This window comes from Streptomyces sp. APSN-46.1, from assembly GCF_022815725.1.
GTDB lineage: Bacteria > Actinomycetota > Actinomycetes > Streptomycetales > Streptomycetaceae > Streptomyces.
On the sequence record NZ_JALGRF010000002.1, the window covers coordinates 1,014,023 to 1,031,843 of the forward strand.

Sequence of the window (17,821 nt, forward strand, 5' to 3'; positions counted from 1 at the left end):
GTGGGTGGGGTCGTGGGTGGAGTGGTGTGTGGTCAAGGGTGGGACCCGCTTCACGCGGGGTCGGGCGTCGCGCGCCGCAGCCGCCGGATCGGGGCCGTGGCGATCAGCGCCGCCGCGCATCCGGTGCTGACCAGGGCGGCGAGCAGCAGCAGCTCATGGACGCCCGCGACCGAGCTGGCCGGTCCGGCGATCACCTGGCCGAGCGGGACGGCGAGGATCGAGCCCGCGATCTCGTACGCGGAGACGCGGCCCAGCCGGTCCTCGGGGATCTGGGTCTGCACGGTGGTCGCCCACTGCACGCCCCAGAACGCCCAGCCGGTGCCGCTGACCGCGTACCCGAGGAGCAGCACCGGCAGTCCGAGGTCCGGGGCGAGGCCGGCGGCCAGCGGCATCATCGGGAACAGGAACATCGCTATCGCCCCGCCGAACAGCGGCCGCACCGGCCGGATCCGGATGGCGACCAGGCCGCCGAGCACGCACCCGGCGCCGAACGCGCCCTCCGCGTAGCCGAACGCGGCGCTCCCGTGCGCCCCGGTGACCGAGGCCGCGCCGAGCGGCACGACCGGGCCCCAGACGAAGACGCCGAGCACCCACCAGATCAGGATGACCGCCCACAGCCAGGACCGGGAGCGGAACTCGTGCCAGCCGGTCTTCAGGTTCTGCAGGGTGGACGCCGAACGGTCCACGGCGTACGCGCCGAGGCGCAGCGCGAGCAGGCTCAGGCCGCTGGCCGCGAAGGTGCCCGCGGTCGCCGCGAAGGCCCAGGCCGGGGAGGCCGCGGCGACGAGGAGTCCGGCGAGCGCGGGCCCCGCCATGGTGGAGATGCCCTGGGCGACCCGCAGTACGCCGTTGGCCTTCTGCGGGTCGGCGGCGACCTGCGGGACCAGGCCGTTCACGCCCGGCTGGAACATCGCGGTGGCGAGTCCGCCGAGAGCCGTCACGCCGATGATGAACCACAGTTCGGGCCGCCCGGTCGCGAAGGCGAAGGCCATCGCGCCGATCAGGGCGCACCGCACGGCATCCGCCGCGATCATCAGCGGCCGCGGGTGGATCTGGTCCGCGAGGACGCCGCCGAACACCACGAACAGAGCGAACGCCCCCATCCAGGCGCCCAGGGCGTACCCGACGGCGCTCACCCCGTACCCGAGCGCCAGCATCGCCACGGAGAGTGCGACGGGCAGCATCGCGTCGCCGAGCAGCGAGGCGATCCGGGCCGTGAAGTAGAGCGTGAAGTTACGCGTCCACAGGGGCGGTCGGGGTGATGGCGGAAGGAAGGTGGCGGTGGAGCCGGAGGGGGAGCTGGAGGGGGAGTCGGTCATCTCAGAGCTCTACCCGTACGCCGTACGTCCGTAGCCAGTCGTCCAGTTGCAGCGCCGTCTCCAGGACCGCCCGGCCGACCCCGTCCAGCGCCGGCGTGTGCCGCAGGCCGTCCGAGAGCAGCGGCAGGACGGGGCTGTCCCCGGCGCGTACGACAGCGGCGAGACGCTCCCGAAGGACGCGGTCGTAAGCCGCGTCCCGCAGGTTGGGGTAGGGGGTCTTGACGCGCATGGCGACCCGCTCCGGCAGTACGTCGCGCAGGGCGGCGCGCAGCACGCTCTTCTCCCGGCCGTCGTGCGACTTCATCGACCAGGGGATGTCGAAGGCGTACGAGAGGAGGCGCGGGTCGGCGAACGGCACCCGGATGTCCAGGCCCGCGGCCGTGCCGAGCCGGTCGAGCCGGTCGAAGAGCACGCGCGCGTGCCGCGTCAGGGCGAGGTAGGTGACCTCCCGGTGCCGTGCCTCGGCCGGATCGGCGACGGCCTCGCGCGCGCCCAGCTCGGCGATCGCGTCGCGGTGGCAGTCGCGTTCGTACGCCGCGAGGTCCAGGGACGCGAGCAGCCCGGCGTCGAAGACGGTGGCCATGCCGTCGAAGCGGCCGCGGCCCTCCTCGACCCACGGGAAGGTGTCGGTGTGCACCCAGCGGTCGAAGCGCTGCCAGTTGTAGCCGCCGAACACGTCGTCACCGAGCTCACCGGAGAGCGCGACGGGCGCGTACCCGCGGGCGGCGCGGAACAGGCTGAGCAGCGAGGCGTACTGGTCGCCCTTGTTGATCGGGATGTCGTACGCGGCCAGGACGTCCGCGCGCAGCCTCGGGTCGAGGAGGTCGAGGCCCGCGAGGGAGATCTCGTGGTGGTCGGTCCCGGCGTGCTCGGCCATCAGGCGCGCGTAGAGGTGGTCCTCGTTGCCCGAAGTGCCGTCCGTGCCCTCGGCGTGCTCGGCGTCCTCGGCGTCCTGGTCGTTGACCGCGAGGCTGCTGACCGGGCCGGTCCCGAGTTCGCTCGCCGTCCGCGCGGCGAGCGCCGTCAGCGTGCTGGAGTCCAGGCCGCCGGACAGCAGCGAGGCGGGTGGCTCGCCGCCGGGCCCGAACTGTTCCGCGACCACCGTCTCCAGGAGCTCCCGCACGGTCGCGACGGTCTTGTCCAGGCTGTCCGTGTGCTCCCCGGCCCGCAGCGCCCAGTACGTCCGCTCGCTCGGCCCGTGCTCCCGGCCGACCCGCACCACGCACCCGGGCCGCACCTCGCGCATGCCCCGGAACATCGCGTGCCCCGGCACCCGGGCGATGGAGAGGATGTCGCGGAGCCCGCCGGCGTCGACGGCCGGGGTGAACCGGGGGTGCGCCAGGATCGCCTTCGGCTCCGAGCCGAACAGGACGCCGTGCGCCGTCGGTGCGTAGAACAGCGGCTTCACCCCCATCCGGTCGCGTACCAGGAGCAGCTCCTCGCGGCGCTCGTCCCAGAGGGCGAAGGCGTACGTGCCCTCGATCCGCTCGGCGCACTCCTCGCCCCACTGCTCGTACGCGCGCAGCACCACCTCCGCCTCGCCGTCGGAGACGAACGCGCGGCCCAGGGAGCGCAGTTGGGCGCGCAGCGCCTGCGCGTTGCCGAGGCGCCCCGCGTACGTGAGGACGGTGCGGCTTCCCGCGGCATCGCCGGTGGCCAGCGGCTGCGCGTCGGACGGCGAGGTGCGCCGGTGACCGAGTGCGGCGTGCGTCGACCGCCAGAGCCCTTCGCCGCCCGGACCGCGCCCGGCGAGTGCCGAGGTCATGGCGGCTATGGGGTCGGGCGTCTCGGCGGTGCGCGCGAAGTCGACCCATCCGGCTATCGCTGACATGCGAGTGGACCTTTCTGCTGGCGAGTTGGCGAGTTGGCGAGTTGGCGAGTTGAGGCGGGTCAGGTCGGGTCAGGAGCCGGAGGCCGGAAGGGCGGCGGTCTCGTCGTAGTCCCCGTGGATGTCGCAGGCGTACCACTGGGCGAGCGCCCGCATCGCCTCCGTGACGGGAGCGGTGGGCCGCCAGCCGAGCTCACGCTCGATCAGGCCCGTCGCCATGGACCAGCGCGGGGAGAGCGGCTGCTGGCTCCACTCCCAGGGTGTACGCCGTGAGACATCGGCGAGCAGACCGGCGAGCTCCACCTCACCGTGCCGGGCGGAGGCCACATTCAGAACCGGCTGGGCGGGCGGGGCCGCGAGCACGGCACGGAGCGCGTCCGCGAGATCCCGGTGATCCAGGATCTGGTGCACGCCGTGCGGGTCGAGCAGCAGCGGACGGCGCGTCCAGGCCAGGTCCACCCAGCGCACACAGGCCGTGTCCGCGGGCGCGTAGGGGCCCACCGGATCGGCGATCCGCAGCACCTGCACGGGGATCCCGGCCGCCTCGCCCCACTCCCGGCAGCGCTGCTCCTCCTCCCACCAGCCGCGGGCCACCTCGTCCTGCGGGGCGTCGGGGCCCACCGCCTCCTCGGCGAGTTCGCCGGGGGCGCCGCCCCGGTAGACGGCGGCGGACCCGACGTACACGAACCGCTCCGCCCCGGCCGTACGCGCGGCGTGCAGCGCCTCGTCGAGGCCCGCGCCGTCGCCTCCGCCGAGGTGGACGACGTAGGCCGCGCCGGGGTCCGTACCGGCCCCGGCCCCGGCCGCTCCGTGCCGCGCCGGGAGGCCCAGGTCGCCGAGGGTCCCCGCCAGCTGCCGGCCGAACCGGCCCTCACCGCCGGTCACTCGGGTCAGGGAGCCGTCGCGGGCCGCCCGTACCCGGTCGGCCCGGGCCGACCGGTCCGCCCCGCGGCCCTCGTCCATCGCCGCGAGCGCGAGATCCCTGATGGTGGGCGCCATCGCCAGGAGCTCCTCGGCGGTGTACTCCTCGCACAGCCCGCCGGGGCCCAGCGTCTCCATCACGGTGGACGCGGTCCGCCGGTCGGGCTCCTCGGCGCCCGTGAGCCCGTCCGCCGGCCCGTCCGCCAGTACGACCCCGAGCGCGTACCCGGTCAGCCAAACGGCGCGGGCGATCCGCTCGCCGAGCTCCTGGCGGGCGGGCCGGGGCCCCGCGCCCTCGTACGCCGCGAGGCAGTCGTCCAGGGTCCCGGTCCGGCGCAGCCAGCGCTCCGTCTCCAGGTACTCCCAGGTGCCGGTGTCCGCGTCCCGCACGGCGCACCGCGCGTCCCCGTACTGGTAGAACGGCACGACCGCGAACCGGGGGCAGTCGCCCGCCCCGGCGTCCCGCGGGGCCGTCCGTTCGAACCAGGTCGCCTGCCTGAATCCGTGGTAGCTGTTCCCCGCCAGGCTGGGCAGTACGTCGTGCTGCACCGTGCTCGGCGTGCAGAAGCGGACCGGTACCCCGCGCTCGTTCAGGAACCGCTGCACGACCACGTCGTACGGCCAGCCGCCGCCGTGCTTCTCCTGGAACTCCCCGTATTCCCTGGCGAGTTGGGCGGGCAGCATCAGCGCCTGGCACGGCACGTGCTCCTGAAGGGTGTACGCCCAGGTGGCGCCGGTCAGCGCCGCGAGCCGGGCGACCGCTCCGTTGCGGGCCTCCCAGCCGCCGTAGAAGGAGATCGCCTCCCCGGCGGGCGCGGCCGCCGCCGCCCGCTCGGCGTGCTCGTAGAACCCCTCGGCGAGCACCACGTCGTCCTGCAGCACCAGGTGGTGCGTGGCGTCCGGCGCGACACAGCCCCACGACACCAGCGCGGTACGCAGCGCGGTCGGACGCCCGTCCGGGTCCGGGTCCGTGGTCACCAGGATCCGTCCCCGCGGATCGGCCTCGGCGAGCCGACGGGCCTCCTCCATCCGTTTCGGGTGCGCCATCACCGCACCGCTCAGCCTGACCTCTGCCCCATCACGGCCCACGGGTCCCACGTCTCCACCTCGACACCAGCGATCGACACGGCTCTTGCAGAGCCCCGACACCGCTCATGTTGACCACGCCCCCATCCCGCAGCAAGGTCTATACCACCCCGCCGACCCCGCCCCGGCGTTCCGGCGCTGTCCCGCCGGCGGGACAGCGCTCGATGGCTCATGTTCTTCGCATCCTTGGAGGAGATCGCGTGACCGCCCCTGCCCTCAGCCCCCTCAGCCCCCTCAGCTCGCCCGGCCCCCTCAGCTCGCTCGGCCGGCCCAGCGCCCTCGGCCGGCCCGGCCCGCTCTGCCCGCCCGCCGAGGCGGTCTCCCCGGACGGCCTCACCGTCCGCGCCCGCCACCACCACAACCCCTACGGGTACCTGCTGTCCGGCTCCGCCCTCGACTCCCTTCTCCTCGACCTCGGCCTGCGCCGCGCCGCCAACATCTGGCGCCACCACCACGCCGAGCCCGCCGCCGCGCCCCGCGACCCCTACCCCCGGCTGGCCATGGGCTTCGTCCTGCTGGACCCCACGGCCGACCCCTGGGTCCGGCACGAGGAGGCCGTACTCGGCGCGATCACCATCGGCGACGAGGGCCACCGCTTCCTGCCGAACGCCGCCGCCAAGGCCGCCGGCCACCGCCGCCTCGGCCGCAACTACGGCGAGGCCGTGCACACCGACCCGCACCTCTGCGGTGACGGCGCCTTCCGCTACGGCCACTCCGCCGAGGTCCGCGGCCTGATCGTCGGCGCGAGCGCGCAGAGCCCCGACCAGGATCTGTACGAAGCCTCGCTGCTCGCCCAGGACTTCATCGCCGCGCTCGCCGACCGCCACGCCGCCTGGGAGAACGCCACCGGCCCCACCGACTGGCTCGCGCCCGACGACACCCCGGCGCCCGGCACGACCGCGATGACCGCCTTCTTCGCCGCTCAGGCGCCGTAAGCGGTCTCGGCCGGTCGGGCGGGTGCCCCGTGGCTGCGTATCCTCGACGTCTGGCGGGGAGCTGATCATGGAGGTGCCAGGTGGAATTCCGGCTGCTCGGCTCCGTTGCCGTCGTGACGGAGCGCGGGGACGTGGCGCTGGGGCCCGCCAAGCGCTCCAGCCTGCTGGCCATGATGCTGCTGCGGCCCAACAGCGCCGTCAAGGTCAGCCAGTTGATCGACGCCCTGTGGGAGGACGAGCCGCCCGCCCGCGCCAGGACCGTGCTCCAGGGCCATGTCTCGCGGCTGCGCGCGCTGCTCGCCGAGCACGGAGCGTCGGCGTACGGAGTCGAACTCTCCACCCACGGTTCGGCGTACGCGCTGCGGATGCCGGAGTCCCTGGTGGACGCGCACCGCTTCGAGGAGCTCGTCGCGCTCGCCGGGGTGCAGCGCGCACCCGCCGATGCCGTACGGATGCTGCGGGAGGCGCTCTCCTTCTGGCAGGGGCCCGCGCTCACCGGAACCGTGCAGAGCCGCCACCTCCAGGCGGCGGCCGGCAGCCTGGAGGAGCTGCGGCTGGCCTCGGTGGAGGCGCTCGCGGAGGCGTACGGACAGCTCGGCGAGCACGGCCGGGCCGCCGCCGTGCTGCGTACCGAAGCCGTCGCGCACCCGCTGCGCGAATCCCTGGCGGCCGCGCTGATGCTGGCGCTGGGCCGCTCCGGGCGGCAGTCGGACGCGATCGGCTGGTACCACCGCACGCGGCGGCTGCTGGCCGAAGAGCTCGGGGTGGACCCCGGCGAGGCGCTCGGCGAGGCGTACGCGACGCTCCTGCGCTCCGCCGAACCCGTAGCGCCGCCCCCGCCCCCGCTCCCGCAGCAGCCCGCCCCGCCCGCCGCGGAAGCCCCGCCCGCCGCGGAAGCCGCGCAAGCCGCGCCCGCCCCGCCCGCCGAGGCCGAGATCCCCGAGCTGCTGCCGCGGCCGCCGCGCGGATTCACCGGGCGGGACGCCGAACTGGCCGCGCTCACCGGGGCCGTCGGCGCCGGGGAGGCACCCGTCTGCCTGGTCACCGGGCCCGCCGGGGTCGGCAAGACGGCCTTCGCCGTGTACTGGGCGTACCAGCGGCGCGCCGACTTCCCCGACGGCCGGCTCTTCGCCGACCTGCGCGGATTCAGCGACGCCCCGGCCCCCGAAGCCGGCACCGTCCTGAGGGAGTTCCTCCTCGCACTCGGTACCCCGCCGCAGCGGATGCCGGAGACCGCCGAGGCGATGGGCGCACTGTTCCGGTCGCTCACCGCGGACCGCCGGCTGCTCGTCGTCCTCGACAACGCGCGCTCCTCCGAGCAGGTCCGGCCGCTGCTCCCCAGCGGCGACCACTGCGCGACCCTGGTCACCAGCCGCGGCCGGCTCGGCGGCCTGATCGCCTCCGACGCGGCCCGGCCGGTCCCCCTCGGGCACCTTCCGCCGGCCGACTCGGCGGCGCTGCTCACCAGCGTGCTGGGCGCGCCGCGGGTCGCCGCCGAACCCGACGCCGCCGCGCGGCTGGCCGTACTGTGCGACGGGCTGCCGCTCGCGCTGCGGGTGACGGCGGCCCGCCTGGCCGAGCGTCCGCAGTGGACGCTCGGCGCGATGGTCGGCGAACTGGCCGATGAGCAGGGACGCCTGGCCGTCCTGAACGTCGAGGACACCGGGGTCGCGGCGGCGCTGCGCCTGACCGTGCAGCAGCTGCCCGAGTCCGCCGCCCGCACGTTCCGCGCCCTCGGCCTGCACACGGGACCCGATCTGGACCGCTTCGCCGCGAGCGCGCTCGCCGGGACCTCCCCCGCGCAGGCCTCCGCCGACCTCGACCGCCTCGCCGCGGCCCATCTGCTCACCGAGTCCGTCCCCGGCCGCTGGGCGCCGCACGACCTCGTACGCCTCTACGCCCGCGAGCTCGCCCCGCAGGCGGACCCCGAGGGCCTGCACCGCCTCCTCGACCACTACCTCTACACGGGACTCGCGGCCGACGCCGCCGCGGAACCGGGCTCCCAGCCCTGCTACTCGCTGCCCCCCGCGTTCCGCAGGCCCCCGGCGATCAGGGAGTTCGAGGACCGTTCGGCGGCGCTCGCCTGGTACGAGGCGGAGCGGCCGGCCCTGGAGGGTGCGGTCGCCGCCGCCGCCGCCCTGGGCCTGTACGACCGTGCCTGGCGGCTCGCGCTCGCGCAGTGGCCGCTGATGCTGTGGCGGATCAGGGACGGCTGGACGCCGCTCCTCGAAGCCGGGCTCGACGCGGCGGAGCGGGAGGCAGACCTCGACGCGCAGTCCCGTACGCGGGCGCTGCTCGGCTGGGTGCTGCACGAGGAGGGCCGGGACGTCGAGGCCCTCGTCCACCTGGAGAAGGCGCCCGAGCTGGCCGCGCGGGCCGGCGACGCGATCAGCGAGGCGATCGCCTACGTCAACCTCGGGGCGGTCGTGGACGCCACCGGGGACCGCGAACGGGCGGGGGCGCTGATGTCCCGGGCGGTCTCGCTCGCGGAGCGGACCGGGCATCCCTCCACCCAGGTACTGACCCTCCAGCATCTGGCGCGGCACTGTCTGAACACGCACGCGTACGAGGCGGCGCTCGCGCACGTCCGGAGCGCGGAGGAACTCGTCTCGCCCGACGCGGAGGTCGGCCGGGCGGAGCTGCAGATCGTCCGCGGCGAGGCCCTGGCCGGACTCGGCCGCCTGGAGGAAGCCGCCGACCAGCTCGGACGGGCGGCGGCGGCCGCTGCCGCGGTCGGCTTCACGGAGGGGGCGGACCGGGCCGCGGAGCTGCTGTCCGGGCTGCCAGCGGATCGTTAGCGGAGCGCAAGCGGGACGGCAGCGGGGCACCGGAAGCTGTAGTCAGCACCGAATGCGTGCGCCGACCAACCGTCACGGGGGAGAACCGTCATGCGTACCCACCGCAAGAACACCGTCCTGGCCGCTGCCGCCATCGCCGCCCTGTCGCTGGGCCTGACCGCCTGCGGCGGCGGTGACGCCGGCAACGGCGCCGCCTCCGCCTCCAAGGCGCCGGCGAACACGAGCAAGTCGCAGGCCCCCTCGGAGTCGGCCGCCGCCGCGGCGGGCGGCGGGTCGGGCAGCCAGGCCGCGTCCAAGCCCCAGACGGGGACCTCCGGCGGCGCCGGCAAGGCCCCGGCCGGTTCGACGGGTACGACCAAGGTCCCGGCCTGCACGTACAAGGACGTGAAGATCACGGCGGCGAAGGCGGACGAGACCCCCACCGCGCACATCACCCTGACCGCGGCCAACACCTCCGGCAGCTCGTGCCGCCTCTACGAGTACCCGCTGATCGCCTTCGGCGACATCCAGACCGCCAAGGACGTCCCGGCGGTCGCGAAGAGCAAGCCGCAGACCCCGGTCGTCCTGAAGGCCGGCGAGTCCGCGTACGCGAACGTACGCATCGCGCTGGGTGGCGCGCACGAGGACAACAAGGTCGTCACCAGCTTCAACGTGAACCTCTTCGCCGCCGACGGCCCGGCCGAGGGCAGCGACGTCGTCACCGCGCCCGCGGGCGGCCTCGCCGTCAACGAGGCCGCGGCGAAGACCGGCTACTGGACGTACGAGCTTCGTAACGGCGCCGACGAGTTCTGAACGGCGCCCCGGGGCACCTGCCGCCGCCCGCACGAGAAGCGGAGCCCGCGCTGCGGCGGGCATCCTGGCCGGTGAACCCGGCTCGGGGGCGGCGGCAGGCCGGGGGCGGCGCCCCGCCGCCCGGCGGCCTCGGCCCGGGCGCGGACTCGAAGCCTGTGCGGACCTCTCGCAGGACGTCCGCGCATCGCCTCGGCATGGCGTCGGTGAATTCATCCCGCCGGTATTTGGTGACAAAGGCCAAGTGAACGTGCAAGTTGTAGACAACATGGCGACCGGTTCTGACATCGGGATTCGTGACCCGGCCAGGTGTCATGAACCAGTGCTAGCGTCGAAGCCGTGAGTGAACATGCGGTGGGGAAGCGGCAGTTCGGGCACCGGGCCCGGCTCGCGCTGACCCCTGCTCTGTCGTTCAAGGCCGACGGGCAGGCGCATGCGGCCCGCACGATGTGGAATCTCCTTCACGCGTGGTGGCAGATGATGCCGACAGACAAGCGGACTCTGGCGAACGCGGATGCCGCGATACGCCAGGCCCGCAAGGACATCGACTTCCTCGACGCGCTCCCCGCCCAGGCCGCGCAAGCGGTTTTGAAAGCCTATTTCCAGGCGTGGAAGAACTGCTGGGAGGGCCGAGCGGGCGCCCCGGGCTTCAAGGCCAGGTTCCGGTCGGTGATGTCCGTCGATGTTCCGCAGGGCCGGGACCTGGGCATCGTCCGCGTGCACCGCCGATGGGGCATGGTCAACCTGCCGAAGATCGGCCGGGTCCGGTTCCGCTGGACCAAGGACCTGCCCGTCGGCAAGCGTGCCGACCCGGACAACCGGATCACCGGGGCCCGGCTGGTCAAAGACGCGCTCGGATGGCACATCGCCTTCCGCGTCCAGAACCTTGAACCGAAGCCCGGGCCCCGCCGGGGCCCGGAAGTCGGCATTGACGTGGGCATCGCCGTCCCCCTCGCCCTCTCCGACGGAGAGACGTTCGAGCACGGCGAGTGGCTGACCACCCGCGAGCAGGCCAAGCTCCTGCGCCTTGAGCAGCGCTCCGCCGCACTGCGGCAACACCGCGAGCGGGGAGAGAAAGCCTCCAAGCGCTTGCGGCACATATACGACCAGATCGCCCGTCTCCGCGCGAAATCCAAGCGCCGACGCCACGACTGGCAGCACAAGACGACCACGACCCTCGCCCGGACCTACGGCACGGTCGTCGTGGAAGCATTGCAGATCACGAACATGGTCAAGTCCGCCAAGGGCGCCCTCGACCAGCCGGGAATGAACGTGGCCCAGAAGTCCGGCCTCAACCGGTCCATCCACGCCGAGGCGTGGGGCCGCATGGTCGTGATGCTCGGGTACAAGCTCGCCCGACTCGGCGGCAGCCTGGTCAAGGTTCCCGCCCCGGGTACCAGCCTGCGCTGCTCAGCGTGTGGCCTCACCACCCCTGGCAGCCGGGAGAGCCAGGCCGTGTTCGTGTGCAAGAACCCGGACTGCGGGTGGTCGGGCAACGCCGACCACAACGCGGCGCGGAACGTCTTGCACCTGTACCGGATGGGCCTCGCGCTCATCCCGGCTGCCGGGAGGGCAGTCGTCAGGCGCGCACGCCGCGTCCAGCCCGCCACCGCAAGGTAGGCAGGAATCTCCCGGATTCATCCGGGAGAACACTTCAATGCCTCGGCCTCCAGCAAGGAGAAGGAGAAGGTCGGGACCAACTACCGGCAGAACTACGCCGGTTGACGGCGATCAAGCGGCGGTACGACCCCTCCCGCCTGTTCCGCCTGAACCACAGCATCGCCCCGTGATCCGAAGGGCCGGCCCCGGGGGGCCGGCCGGTCCGGGGCGTGGGCGGCGGCGTCAGAGGCCGCGGACCGAGGCGATCGTGAAGGTGGTCGGGGTACCCGTGGAGGGGGTCATGGGGCCGCCCTTGTCGAACTGGGACCGGACCACCAGGGTGCGGCCCGGGGTGTGGGCCAGGGTGGTGGGGATCTGGAGGCCGGGGTCCGTGATCGTGCGGGTCAGGCGGGCGCGGGTGCCGTCCGGGGAGAGCCGCCAGCGGGTCAGGGTGTTGGTGGTGTTGTGGGCCGCGCGGAGGCTGCCGTCGGCGGAGAGGTCGAGGCCGTCGGCGTGCTTGAGGTCGGCGCCGGTCAGGGCGACCCGGGAGATCGCGCCGGTGCGGAGGTCGATGCGGTGGAGGTCGCCCGCCGTCATGTCCACGGTGAGGAGGTAGCGGCCGGCCCGGTCTGTGGTGATGCCGTTCAGGGTGAAGGTGCCCGCGGGCTGCGGGGTCAGGTGGCCGCGCAGGTCGAACGCCGGGAGCAGCGGGCCGGAGCCGGCGGCCAGCTGGGCCGGGGTCACGCGGTAGACCACCGCGCGGATGCTGTCCGTCAGGTAGGCGGTGCCGTCCGGGGTGATGGTCAGGTCGTTGACGAAGAAGGGGTCGCCGCCCCCGACCTCGAAGTGGGCCAGGCGGGTTCCGGTCCGGGGGTCGTAGACCGCGACGCCGGTGGTGGAGTCGGTGACCCAGAGGCGGCCGAGGGCGTCGACGCGGAGCCCGTTCGCGGTGTCGCGGCCGTCGGTGCCGGCGGGCAGGAACACCTCGGCCGTACGGGCGCCGGGGCGCGCCCGGTAGATGGTGCCGTCGGCGTACGAGCCGACGTAGACCGTGCCGGTACGGGGGTCGGCGGCTATGCCCTCGGGGTAGACCTTCTCGCCGGGGATCGTGAACGCCGTGGAGACGCGGGGCGCGGTCGTGGGCGCGGTCGCGGGCGTGGTCGTGGCCGGCGCGGTGGAGGTGGCTTGGGCCGAGGTGGTGGTCAGCGTCAGCGTCAGGGTCACGGTCGTCGTCAGGGCGAGCGTGGTGAGGGCGGAGAGCTTCATCGGCAGGCGGCGCATCAGGTGTCCTCTTCCGTCTAGGTGAATACGAACATACGTTAGGGCTCTAATGCTTGCAAGGCCCGTAGGATGCGGGGATGACGTCCATGCCCGCCGAGGAGCGCATCGGCTCCCACATCAAGCGCGCCGAGCAGGCGCTCCTCGCGGCGAAGAACGCGGCCCTGAGGCCGGCGGGAGTAACGGTTCCGCAGTACGCCGCCCTGCTCTGGCTCTCCGAGAAGCCGGGCATCTCCGCCGCCGCCCTCGCCCGGCTGTGCGGGGTCACGCCGCCGACCATGAACACCGTGCTGAAGAACCTCCAGGAGCGCGGGCTCATCGCGCGGACCCCGCACGAGTGGCACCGCAACGTCCTGGAGACCCGGCTCACGGAGGAGGGGGAAGCGGTGATGCGGCGCGCCGACACCGGTGCCGTACGGGTGGAGCGGGCGCTCGCGGCCGAGTTCACCGGCGAGGAGCGGGAGACGCTGATCGCGCTGCTCGGGCGGTGCGCGCGGCTGCTCGACGACCAGCGCTGAGCAGCGCCGATCGCGTTTTTTGCCGGGATGTGGAACTCCGCGGGGTCTTCTTCCCTCAGGAAGTACGGGATGTCCAGCCGTTCTGCCCGCACCACCGGGGCAGCCATGACCGTTCGGAGCGAAGTTCGTGCACGACTACCCGCCGCAGCGCCCGCAGTCCGATGGCCAGGAGCCGCGCGAGCCCGTGCGTACGCCCAGGCGGTCGCGCCGCGCGACAGTGATCGGCGCGGGCGTCGTCTGCGCGCTCGTCCTCGGTGGCGGCAGCGGCTTCGCGGCCTGGAAGTACGAGTGGTTCTCCGGAAACGGCGACGCCGTCAGCTTCGGCAAGGCCCCGTCGGCCCCCGCCGGGAAGGGGCAGGACGGCCGGCGTGCTCCGGCCGCCCCCGCCGAGCCGGCCCCTGCCAAGCCGACCGGTGACCCCGACGTGCTCATGCCGTCCGGCCCGCACGCCGACTTCAAGCAGACCGCCAAGCTCGACGACGGCACGATCATCGCCAAGACCCGCCTCACGGGCGCGAAGTCCGGCTTCGAGGGCGATGTCTGGGTGTGGGCGCCCAAGGAGTACGAGGACCCGAAGTACGCCAAGAGCGCCTTCCCGGTCCTCATCGCGCTCCCCGGCGGCAACGGCTACCCGAGCAACTACTGGTCCGACCGCAGTCTCGGCCTCCAGAAGGCCATAACCGAGGGCGTCAAGGCGGGCACGAGCCTGCCGTTCATCGTGGTCATGCCGGCGCTCAACCCGGACGCCAAGTACTACTACGACGGCTCCGACATACCCGGCCAGGCCAAGATGGGCACCTGGCTCTCCGAGGACATACCGGACTTCACCCGCGCCAACTTCCGTACGTACAAGTCCCGCGACGGCTGGGCCTTCATGGGCTCCTCCTCGGGCGCGTTCGTCGGCATGAAGCTGCTCCTCCAGTACCCGGACAAGTTCAAGGCCGTGATCGCCAGCGGCGGCGAAATCGTTCCCGACTCCCCGCTCTGGAAGGGACACCAGGCGGAGATGGACGCGAACGACCCCGAGAAGCTCGCGCAGAAGCTGATCGACACCAACGGCCCCGAGGTCTACATCAACTTCCAGGTCGGGACGAGGGAGAGCGGCAAGCAGCGGATGACGCGGTTCAAGGACGCGTACGGCAAGGGGCCGGTCAAGATGACCATCCGCGACATCCAGAACGGCGAGCACAACGGCTGGCACTACGTGCGGGGCATGAAGGAAGGCTCGCTGGAGTGGATCAGCAAGGTGCTGAAGGCCCCGAAGCCCGACGCCGCCGGCTGAGGCGTGGGGCACGCCACGCCGTCCCGGTCCCACGCAACCCATCCGGTCGTTTAAAACTCTGTAATGGGTGTAAGGCGGACCGAACGGTCCACCCCGCGCTCCCACGGGAGCGCCGGAGAGGGAACGGGACATTTCCGTGCAGCATGACCAGCAGGGCCAAGGCCAGGCCGAGGGTGCCGAGGGCCGCGAGGGCCACCAGGGCGCCGAGGGTGCCGAGGGTGTGGAGGGCGCCGCGGGCCGCCGCCGTCGGCCGCGCACGCGCCGCCTCCTGATCGGCGGTGGGCTCGCGCTCGCCCTCGCCGCCGGGGGCGGGGTGGCGGCGTACGGGTTCGGCCTCTTCTCCGACGTGGGCGATCCCACGTCCTTCGGGAAGACCCAGGAGAAGACGGCGGCCACCGCCGACATCGGGCCGCCCGGCGTGAGCATGCCCACCGGTCCGGCGGCGGCATTCGTCCGCACCTCCCGGCTGCCGGACGGTACGCAGATCGCCCGCACCACCCTCACCGGAAAGAAGTCCGGCTTCACCGGTGACGTCTGGGTGTGGGTGCCGAAGGAGTACGACGAGCCGCGCTACGCCAAGAGCGCCTTCCCGGTCCTGATCTCCCTGCCCGGCGGCCGCGGCTACCCCACGAACTATTGGGGGACGGGCCCCGGCCTCGGCCTCCAGCAGGCCGTGATCGACGGGGTGAAGGGCGGCACCAGCCTCCCCTTCATCCTCGTCATGCCGGTGATCAACGCCGACACCACGTACCACTACGACGGGTCGGACATCCCCGGTGAGCCCAAGATGGGCACCTGGATGGCCGATGACGTCCCGGATTTCACGAAGGCCAATTTCCGCACCTCCACCTCCCGCGACGGGTGGGCTTTCATGGGCTCCTCCTCGGGCGGCTTCGGCGCCTTCAAGCACGTCCTGAAGTACCCCGACCGCTTCAAGGCGGTGATCGCGAGCGGCACCGACTTCGTCCCCGACTCCCCACTGTGGAAGGGGAACACGCGGGCCATGGACGAGAACAACCCCGAGAAGCTCGCCGAGAAGCTGATCAAGGCGGGTGGCCCGGACGTGTACATCAACTTCCAGATCGGCACCGAGGAGGGCGGCCGCGAGCGGGCCGAGCAGTTCATGGAGGAGTACGGGACGGGCCCCGTGCACACCCGGCTCCAGGTGATCGAGGATGGTCAGCACAACGGAAGGTCGTACGTACGTGGCATGAGGGAGGGCTCCCTGGAGTGGATCAGCAAAGTGATGCGGGCGCCGACACCCGACCCCGCCGTGGGATGAGCCCGGTGGTGAAGGGGGCCTACGCGGCCGCCGCCGCCGGAGTCGCTGCGGTGTTCTCGGTGGCGCTCCTCAAGGCGCCGGGCGACCTGCCGGAGCCTCCCTTCCCCACCGTCGGCGTGCTCATGGCGAACGGGGAGCACTGGTGCACGGCGAGCGTCGTGGACAGCCCCCGGGGCAACGTCGTCGCCACCGCCGCGCACTGTGTGGCCCCGGCGGGCGAGGACGGGGAGCCCGGCGAGGTCGCGCACGACGGCCTGGCCATCGGCGAGCTCGCCTTCGCCCCCGGCTTCTCCGGCGAGGGCGCGGGAAACCGGCCCCTCGGGCTGTGGAAGGTCCGCTCGATCCACGTGGACGACCGCTGGACGAAGTGGGGCGACGACACCGCCGACTTCGCCTTCCTCACCATCGAGCCCGACGCGGACGGGCGCGGCGTCCAGGAGGCGGTGGGCCGCCGCGAGGCGCCGAGACCCGACTGGACCTCCGGCTACGAGCGGGAGGTGACGGTGGTCGGCTACCCGGAGTCCGACCGCAACCCGGAGAACGAACCCGTCTCCTGCACCACCCAGACCCGGCACGACGAGAACGACCCCGACCTGCTGTACATCGGCTGCGCCGGCTTCTGGACGGGCACCAGCGGGAGCCCCTGGATCGCCGACCGGGGCGGGCCGGGGGAGCCGGGCCGGCTGATCGGCGTACTGAGCGGCGGCGAGACGGACGTGGACTCCACGGCCGCCCTGTACGACGAGCGCGCGAAGGCCCTCTACGACCGCGCCGCCCACGGCTGACCACGCCCCGACCGGCATGCGCGCCCGCATCCCGCGCCCAGCGCTCCGCGCCCAGCGCTCCGCGCCCGCGAACGCCCTACGCCTTGCGGGCCTGATCGGGGCTGAGCCGGATGATTCGTACCCCAGGGTGGGCGCCGCGTCAGCGTCCACCTCGCTGACCAGGCGGACAGGATTCTCGTGGTCGTGCTCAGCCACCAGGCCGGCGAGCCAGGCCCGTCTTCGCGCCCGCGCCGCACAGCGGCAGGACCGTGGTCCTGCCCCGCAGGGGATCGCCGGGCGCGCCCGGACCCACCGCCGCCCAGCAGGCCGCGGCCGTCGGCTCCACGAACAGGCCGCGCCGCGCCAGGTCGAGCTGGGCCGCGCGCAGCCGATCGTCCGGGACGGTCAGGAAGGTTCCGCCGGACGCGCGGACCGCCGCCAGGATCTGGCGCGCCCGGGGCGGGGCCGGGATGGCGATCCCCTCGGCCAGGGTGGGCCGCTGCTCCACCGGGTCCGCGTCCTCGGCCCCGGCCGCGAAGGCCTCGGCCAGCGGGGCCACGGCCTCGGACTGGACCGCGATCAGGGCCGGCGGCCGCACCCCGCGCCGGGCCAGTTCCGCCACCGCGAGGGCCGAGCCCAGCAGGAGGGTGCCGTTGCCCACCGGGACGACCAGGGTCTCCGGCAGCCGGCCGCCGAGCTCCTCCCACACCTCGTACACGTACGTCTTCGTACCGTGCAGGAAGTACGGGTTGAAGACGTGGCTCGCGTAGAAGACGCCCGGCTCGTCGGCGGCGGCGCGGGCGGCCAGCGCGGCGGCCTCCCGGCCCCCGGGGACCACGCGGACGGCGGCCCCGTGCGCCCGCATCTGCTCCGTCTTCTTCTCCGAGGTGCCCTCGGGCACGAAAACTTCACAACTCAGGCCCGCCCGCGCGCAGTAGGCGGCGAAGGCCGTCCCCGCGTTGCCGCTGCTGTCCGCGACCACCCGCCGCGGCGCCAGCCGGCGGGCCAGCTCCACGAGCATCACCGCGCCCCGGTCCTTGAACGACAGCGTCGGCATCAGGAAGTCGAGTTTGGCGTGAATCCGTTCGGCCAGCGGCACCAGTGGAGTGTTCCCCTCCGCCAGCGTCACGGCGAAAGCCCCCGGCAGCGGCAGTGCGGAGCCGTACCGCCACAGAGAACGGGGACCGGCCGCCGGCTCCAGCGGCGCGCCGGGGTCCGGCGTGAAATCGAGGTCCCACGGCCCGCCGCACAGGGGGCAGCACCAGGGCGCCGTCCGCACGTCGGCCCGGGCGCCGTCGTCGGGGCAGACGTAGCCGGGCAGTGCGTGCGTCATGTGCGGATCGCCTTTGCTCGTTCATGGCCGGTGTGTGGCAGGGATGTTACGCGTCGTCTCTCCTCTTGTGAGATGCCGCGAGCGTGCGT

At 73.4% G+C, this 17,821-nt stretch carries 14 protein-coding genes; 9 read left to right on the forward strand and 5 right to left on the reverse strand.

Annotated elements, in window-relative coordinates:
• Nucleotides 1-50 precede the first annotated feature (50 nt).
• The 3 genes from MTF65_RS11345 to MTF65_RS11355 form a co-directional block, all read right to left on the reverse strand.
• Entirely contained in the window at nucleotides 51-1,319 is a 1,269-nt protein-coding gene (locus MTF65_RS11345; protein WP_243628422.1) for an MFS transporter, read from the reverse strand.
• A gap of 1 nt (nucleotide 1,320) precedes the next feature.
• The gene (gene asnB, locus MTF65_RS11350) at nucleotides 1,321-3,150 is read right to left on the reverse strand and encodes an asparagine synthase (glutamine-hydrolyzing) (RefSeq protein WP_243628423.1); all 1,830 of its coding nucleotides are present in this window, start codon (nucleotides 3,148-3,150) and stop codon (nucleotides 1,321-1,323) included.
• Nucleotides 3,151-3,219: 69 nt separating this feature from the next.
• Nucleotides 3,220-5,115, reverse strand: a complete 1,896-nt coding sequence (locus MTF65_RS11355; protein ID WP_243628424.1) for an NAD(P)-dependent oxidoreductase — start codon at nucleotides 5,113-5,115, stop codon at nucleotides 3,220-3,222.
• 239 nt (nucleotides 5,116-5,354) lie between these two features.
• Here MTF65_RS11355 and MTF65_RS11360 point away from each other — a divergent pair, with 239 nt between their 5' ends.
• The 5 genes from MTF65_RS11360 to MTF65_RS11380 all read left to right on the forward strand — a co-directional run bounded on the left by MTF65_RS11360 (nucleotide 5,355) and on the right by MTF65_RS11380 (nucleotide 11,466).
• Nucleotides 5,355-6,089 carry a hypothetical protein gene (locus MTF65_RS11360; RefSeq protein ID WP_243628425.1) on the forward strand — a complete coding sequence of 245 codons (735 nt, stop codon included), beginning with the start codon at nucleotides 5,355-5,357 and terminating at the stop codon, nucleotides 6,087-6,089.
• An 80-nt stretch (nucleotides 6,090-6,169) separates the two neighbouring features.
• Nucleotides 6,170-8,887, forward strand: coding sequence for a BTAD domain-containing putative transcriptional regulator (locus tag MTF65_RS11365; protein WP_243628426.1), 2,718 nt, complete (start codon nucleotides 6,170-6,172; stop codon nucleotides 8,885-8,887).
• 90 nt (nucleotides 8,888-8,977) lie between these two features.
• Nucleotides 8,978-9,679: a DUF4232 domain-containing protein gene (locus MTF65_RS11370; protein WP_243628427.1), complete on the forward strand. Its 702-nt coding sequence runs from the start codon at nucleotides 8,978-8,980 to the stop codon at nucleotides 9,677-9,679.
• A 336-nt stretch (nucleotides 9,680-10,015) separates the two neighbouring features.
• The gene (locus MTF65_RS11375) at nucleotides 10,016-11,296 is read left to right on the forward strand and encodes a transposase (RefSeq protein ID WP_243628428.1); all 1,281 of its coding nucleotides are present in this window, start codon (nucleotides 10,016-10,018) and stop codon (nucleotides 11,294-11,296) included.
• Nucleotides 11,297-11,397: 101 nt separating this feature from the next.
• On the forward strand, nucleotides 11,398-11,466 hold the full coding sequence (locus MTF65_RS11380; protein ID WP_243628679.1) for a BBE domain-containing protein: 69 nt from the start codon (nucleotides 11,398-11,400) through the stop codon (nucleotides 11,464-11,466).
• 52 nt (nucleotides 11,467-11,518) lie between these two features.
• Here MTF65_RS11380 and MTF65_RS11385 read toward each other — a convergent pair whose 3' ends face one another.
• Complete coding sequence (locus tag MTF65_RS11385; protein WP_243628429.1) at nucleotides 11,519-12,556, reverse strand: SMP-30/gluconolactonase/LRE family protein; 1,038 nt, start codon at nucleotides 12,554-12,556, stop codon at nucleotides 11,519-11,521.
• A 77-nt stretch (nucleotides 12,557-12,633) separates the two neighbouring features.
• Here MTF65_RS11385 and MTF65_RS11390 point away from each other — a divergent pair, with 77 nt between their 5' ends.
• The 4 genes from MTF65_RS11390 (at nucleotide 12,634) to MTF65_RS11405 (ending at nucleotide 16,420) form a co-directional block, all read left to right on the forward strand.
• On the forward strand, nucleotides 12,634-13,071 hold the full coding sequence (locus tag MTF65_RS11390; RefSeq protein WP_243628430.1) for a MarR family winged helix-turn-helix transcriptional regulator: 438 nt from the start codon (nucleotides 12,634-12,636) through the stop codon (nucleotides 13,069-13,071).
• Nucleotides 13,072-13,255: 184 nt separating this feature from the next.
• Nucleotides 13,256-14,353 carry an esterase family protein gene (locus MTF65_RS11395; RefSeq protein ID WP_243628431.1) on the forward strand — a complete coding sequence of 366 codons (1,098 nt, stop codon included), beginning with the start codon at nucleotides 13,256-13,258 and terminating at the stop codon, nucleotides 14,351-14,353.
• A gap of 220 nt (nucleotides 14,354-14,573) precedes the next feature.
• Nucleotides 14,574-15,635, forward strand: coding sequence for an esterase family protein (locus MTF65_RS11400; protein ID WP_243628680.1), 1,062 nt, complete (start codon nucleotides 14,574-14,576; stop codon nucleotides 15,633-15,635).
• The gene (locus tag MTF65_RS11405; RefSeq protein ID WP_243628432.1) at nucleotides 15,632-16,420 is read left to right on the forward strand and encodes a serine protease; all 789 of its coding nucleotides are present in this window, start codon (nucleotides 15,632-15,634) and stop codon (nucleotides 16,418-16,420) included. The genes MTF65_RS11400 and MTF65_RS11405 overlap by 4 nt, the downstream gene beginning before the upstream one ends.
• A gap of 187 nt (nucleotides 16,421-16,607) precedes the next feature.
• Here the strand turns inward: MTF65_RS11405 and MTF65_RS11410 are convergent, their stop codons facing one another.
• Nucleotides 16,608-17,732, reverse strand: a complete 1,125-nt coding sequence (locus MTF65_RS11410; RefSeq protein WP_243628433.1) for a pyridoxal-phosphate dependent enzyme — start codon at nucleotides 17,730-17,732, stop codon at nucleotides 16,608-16,610.
• Nucleotides 17,733-17,821: the final 89 nt, after the last annotated feature.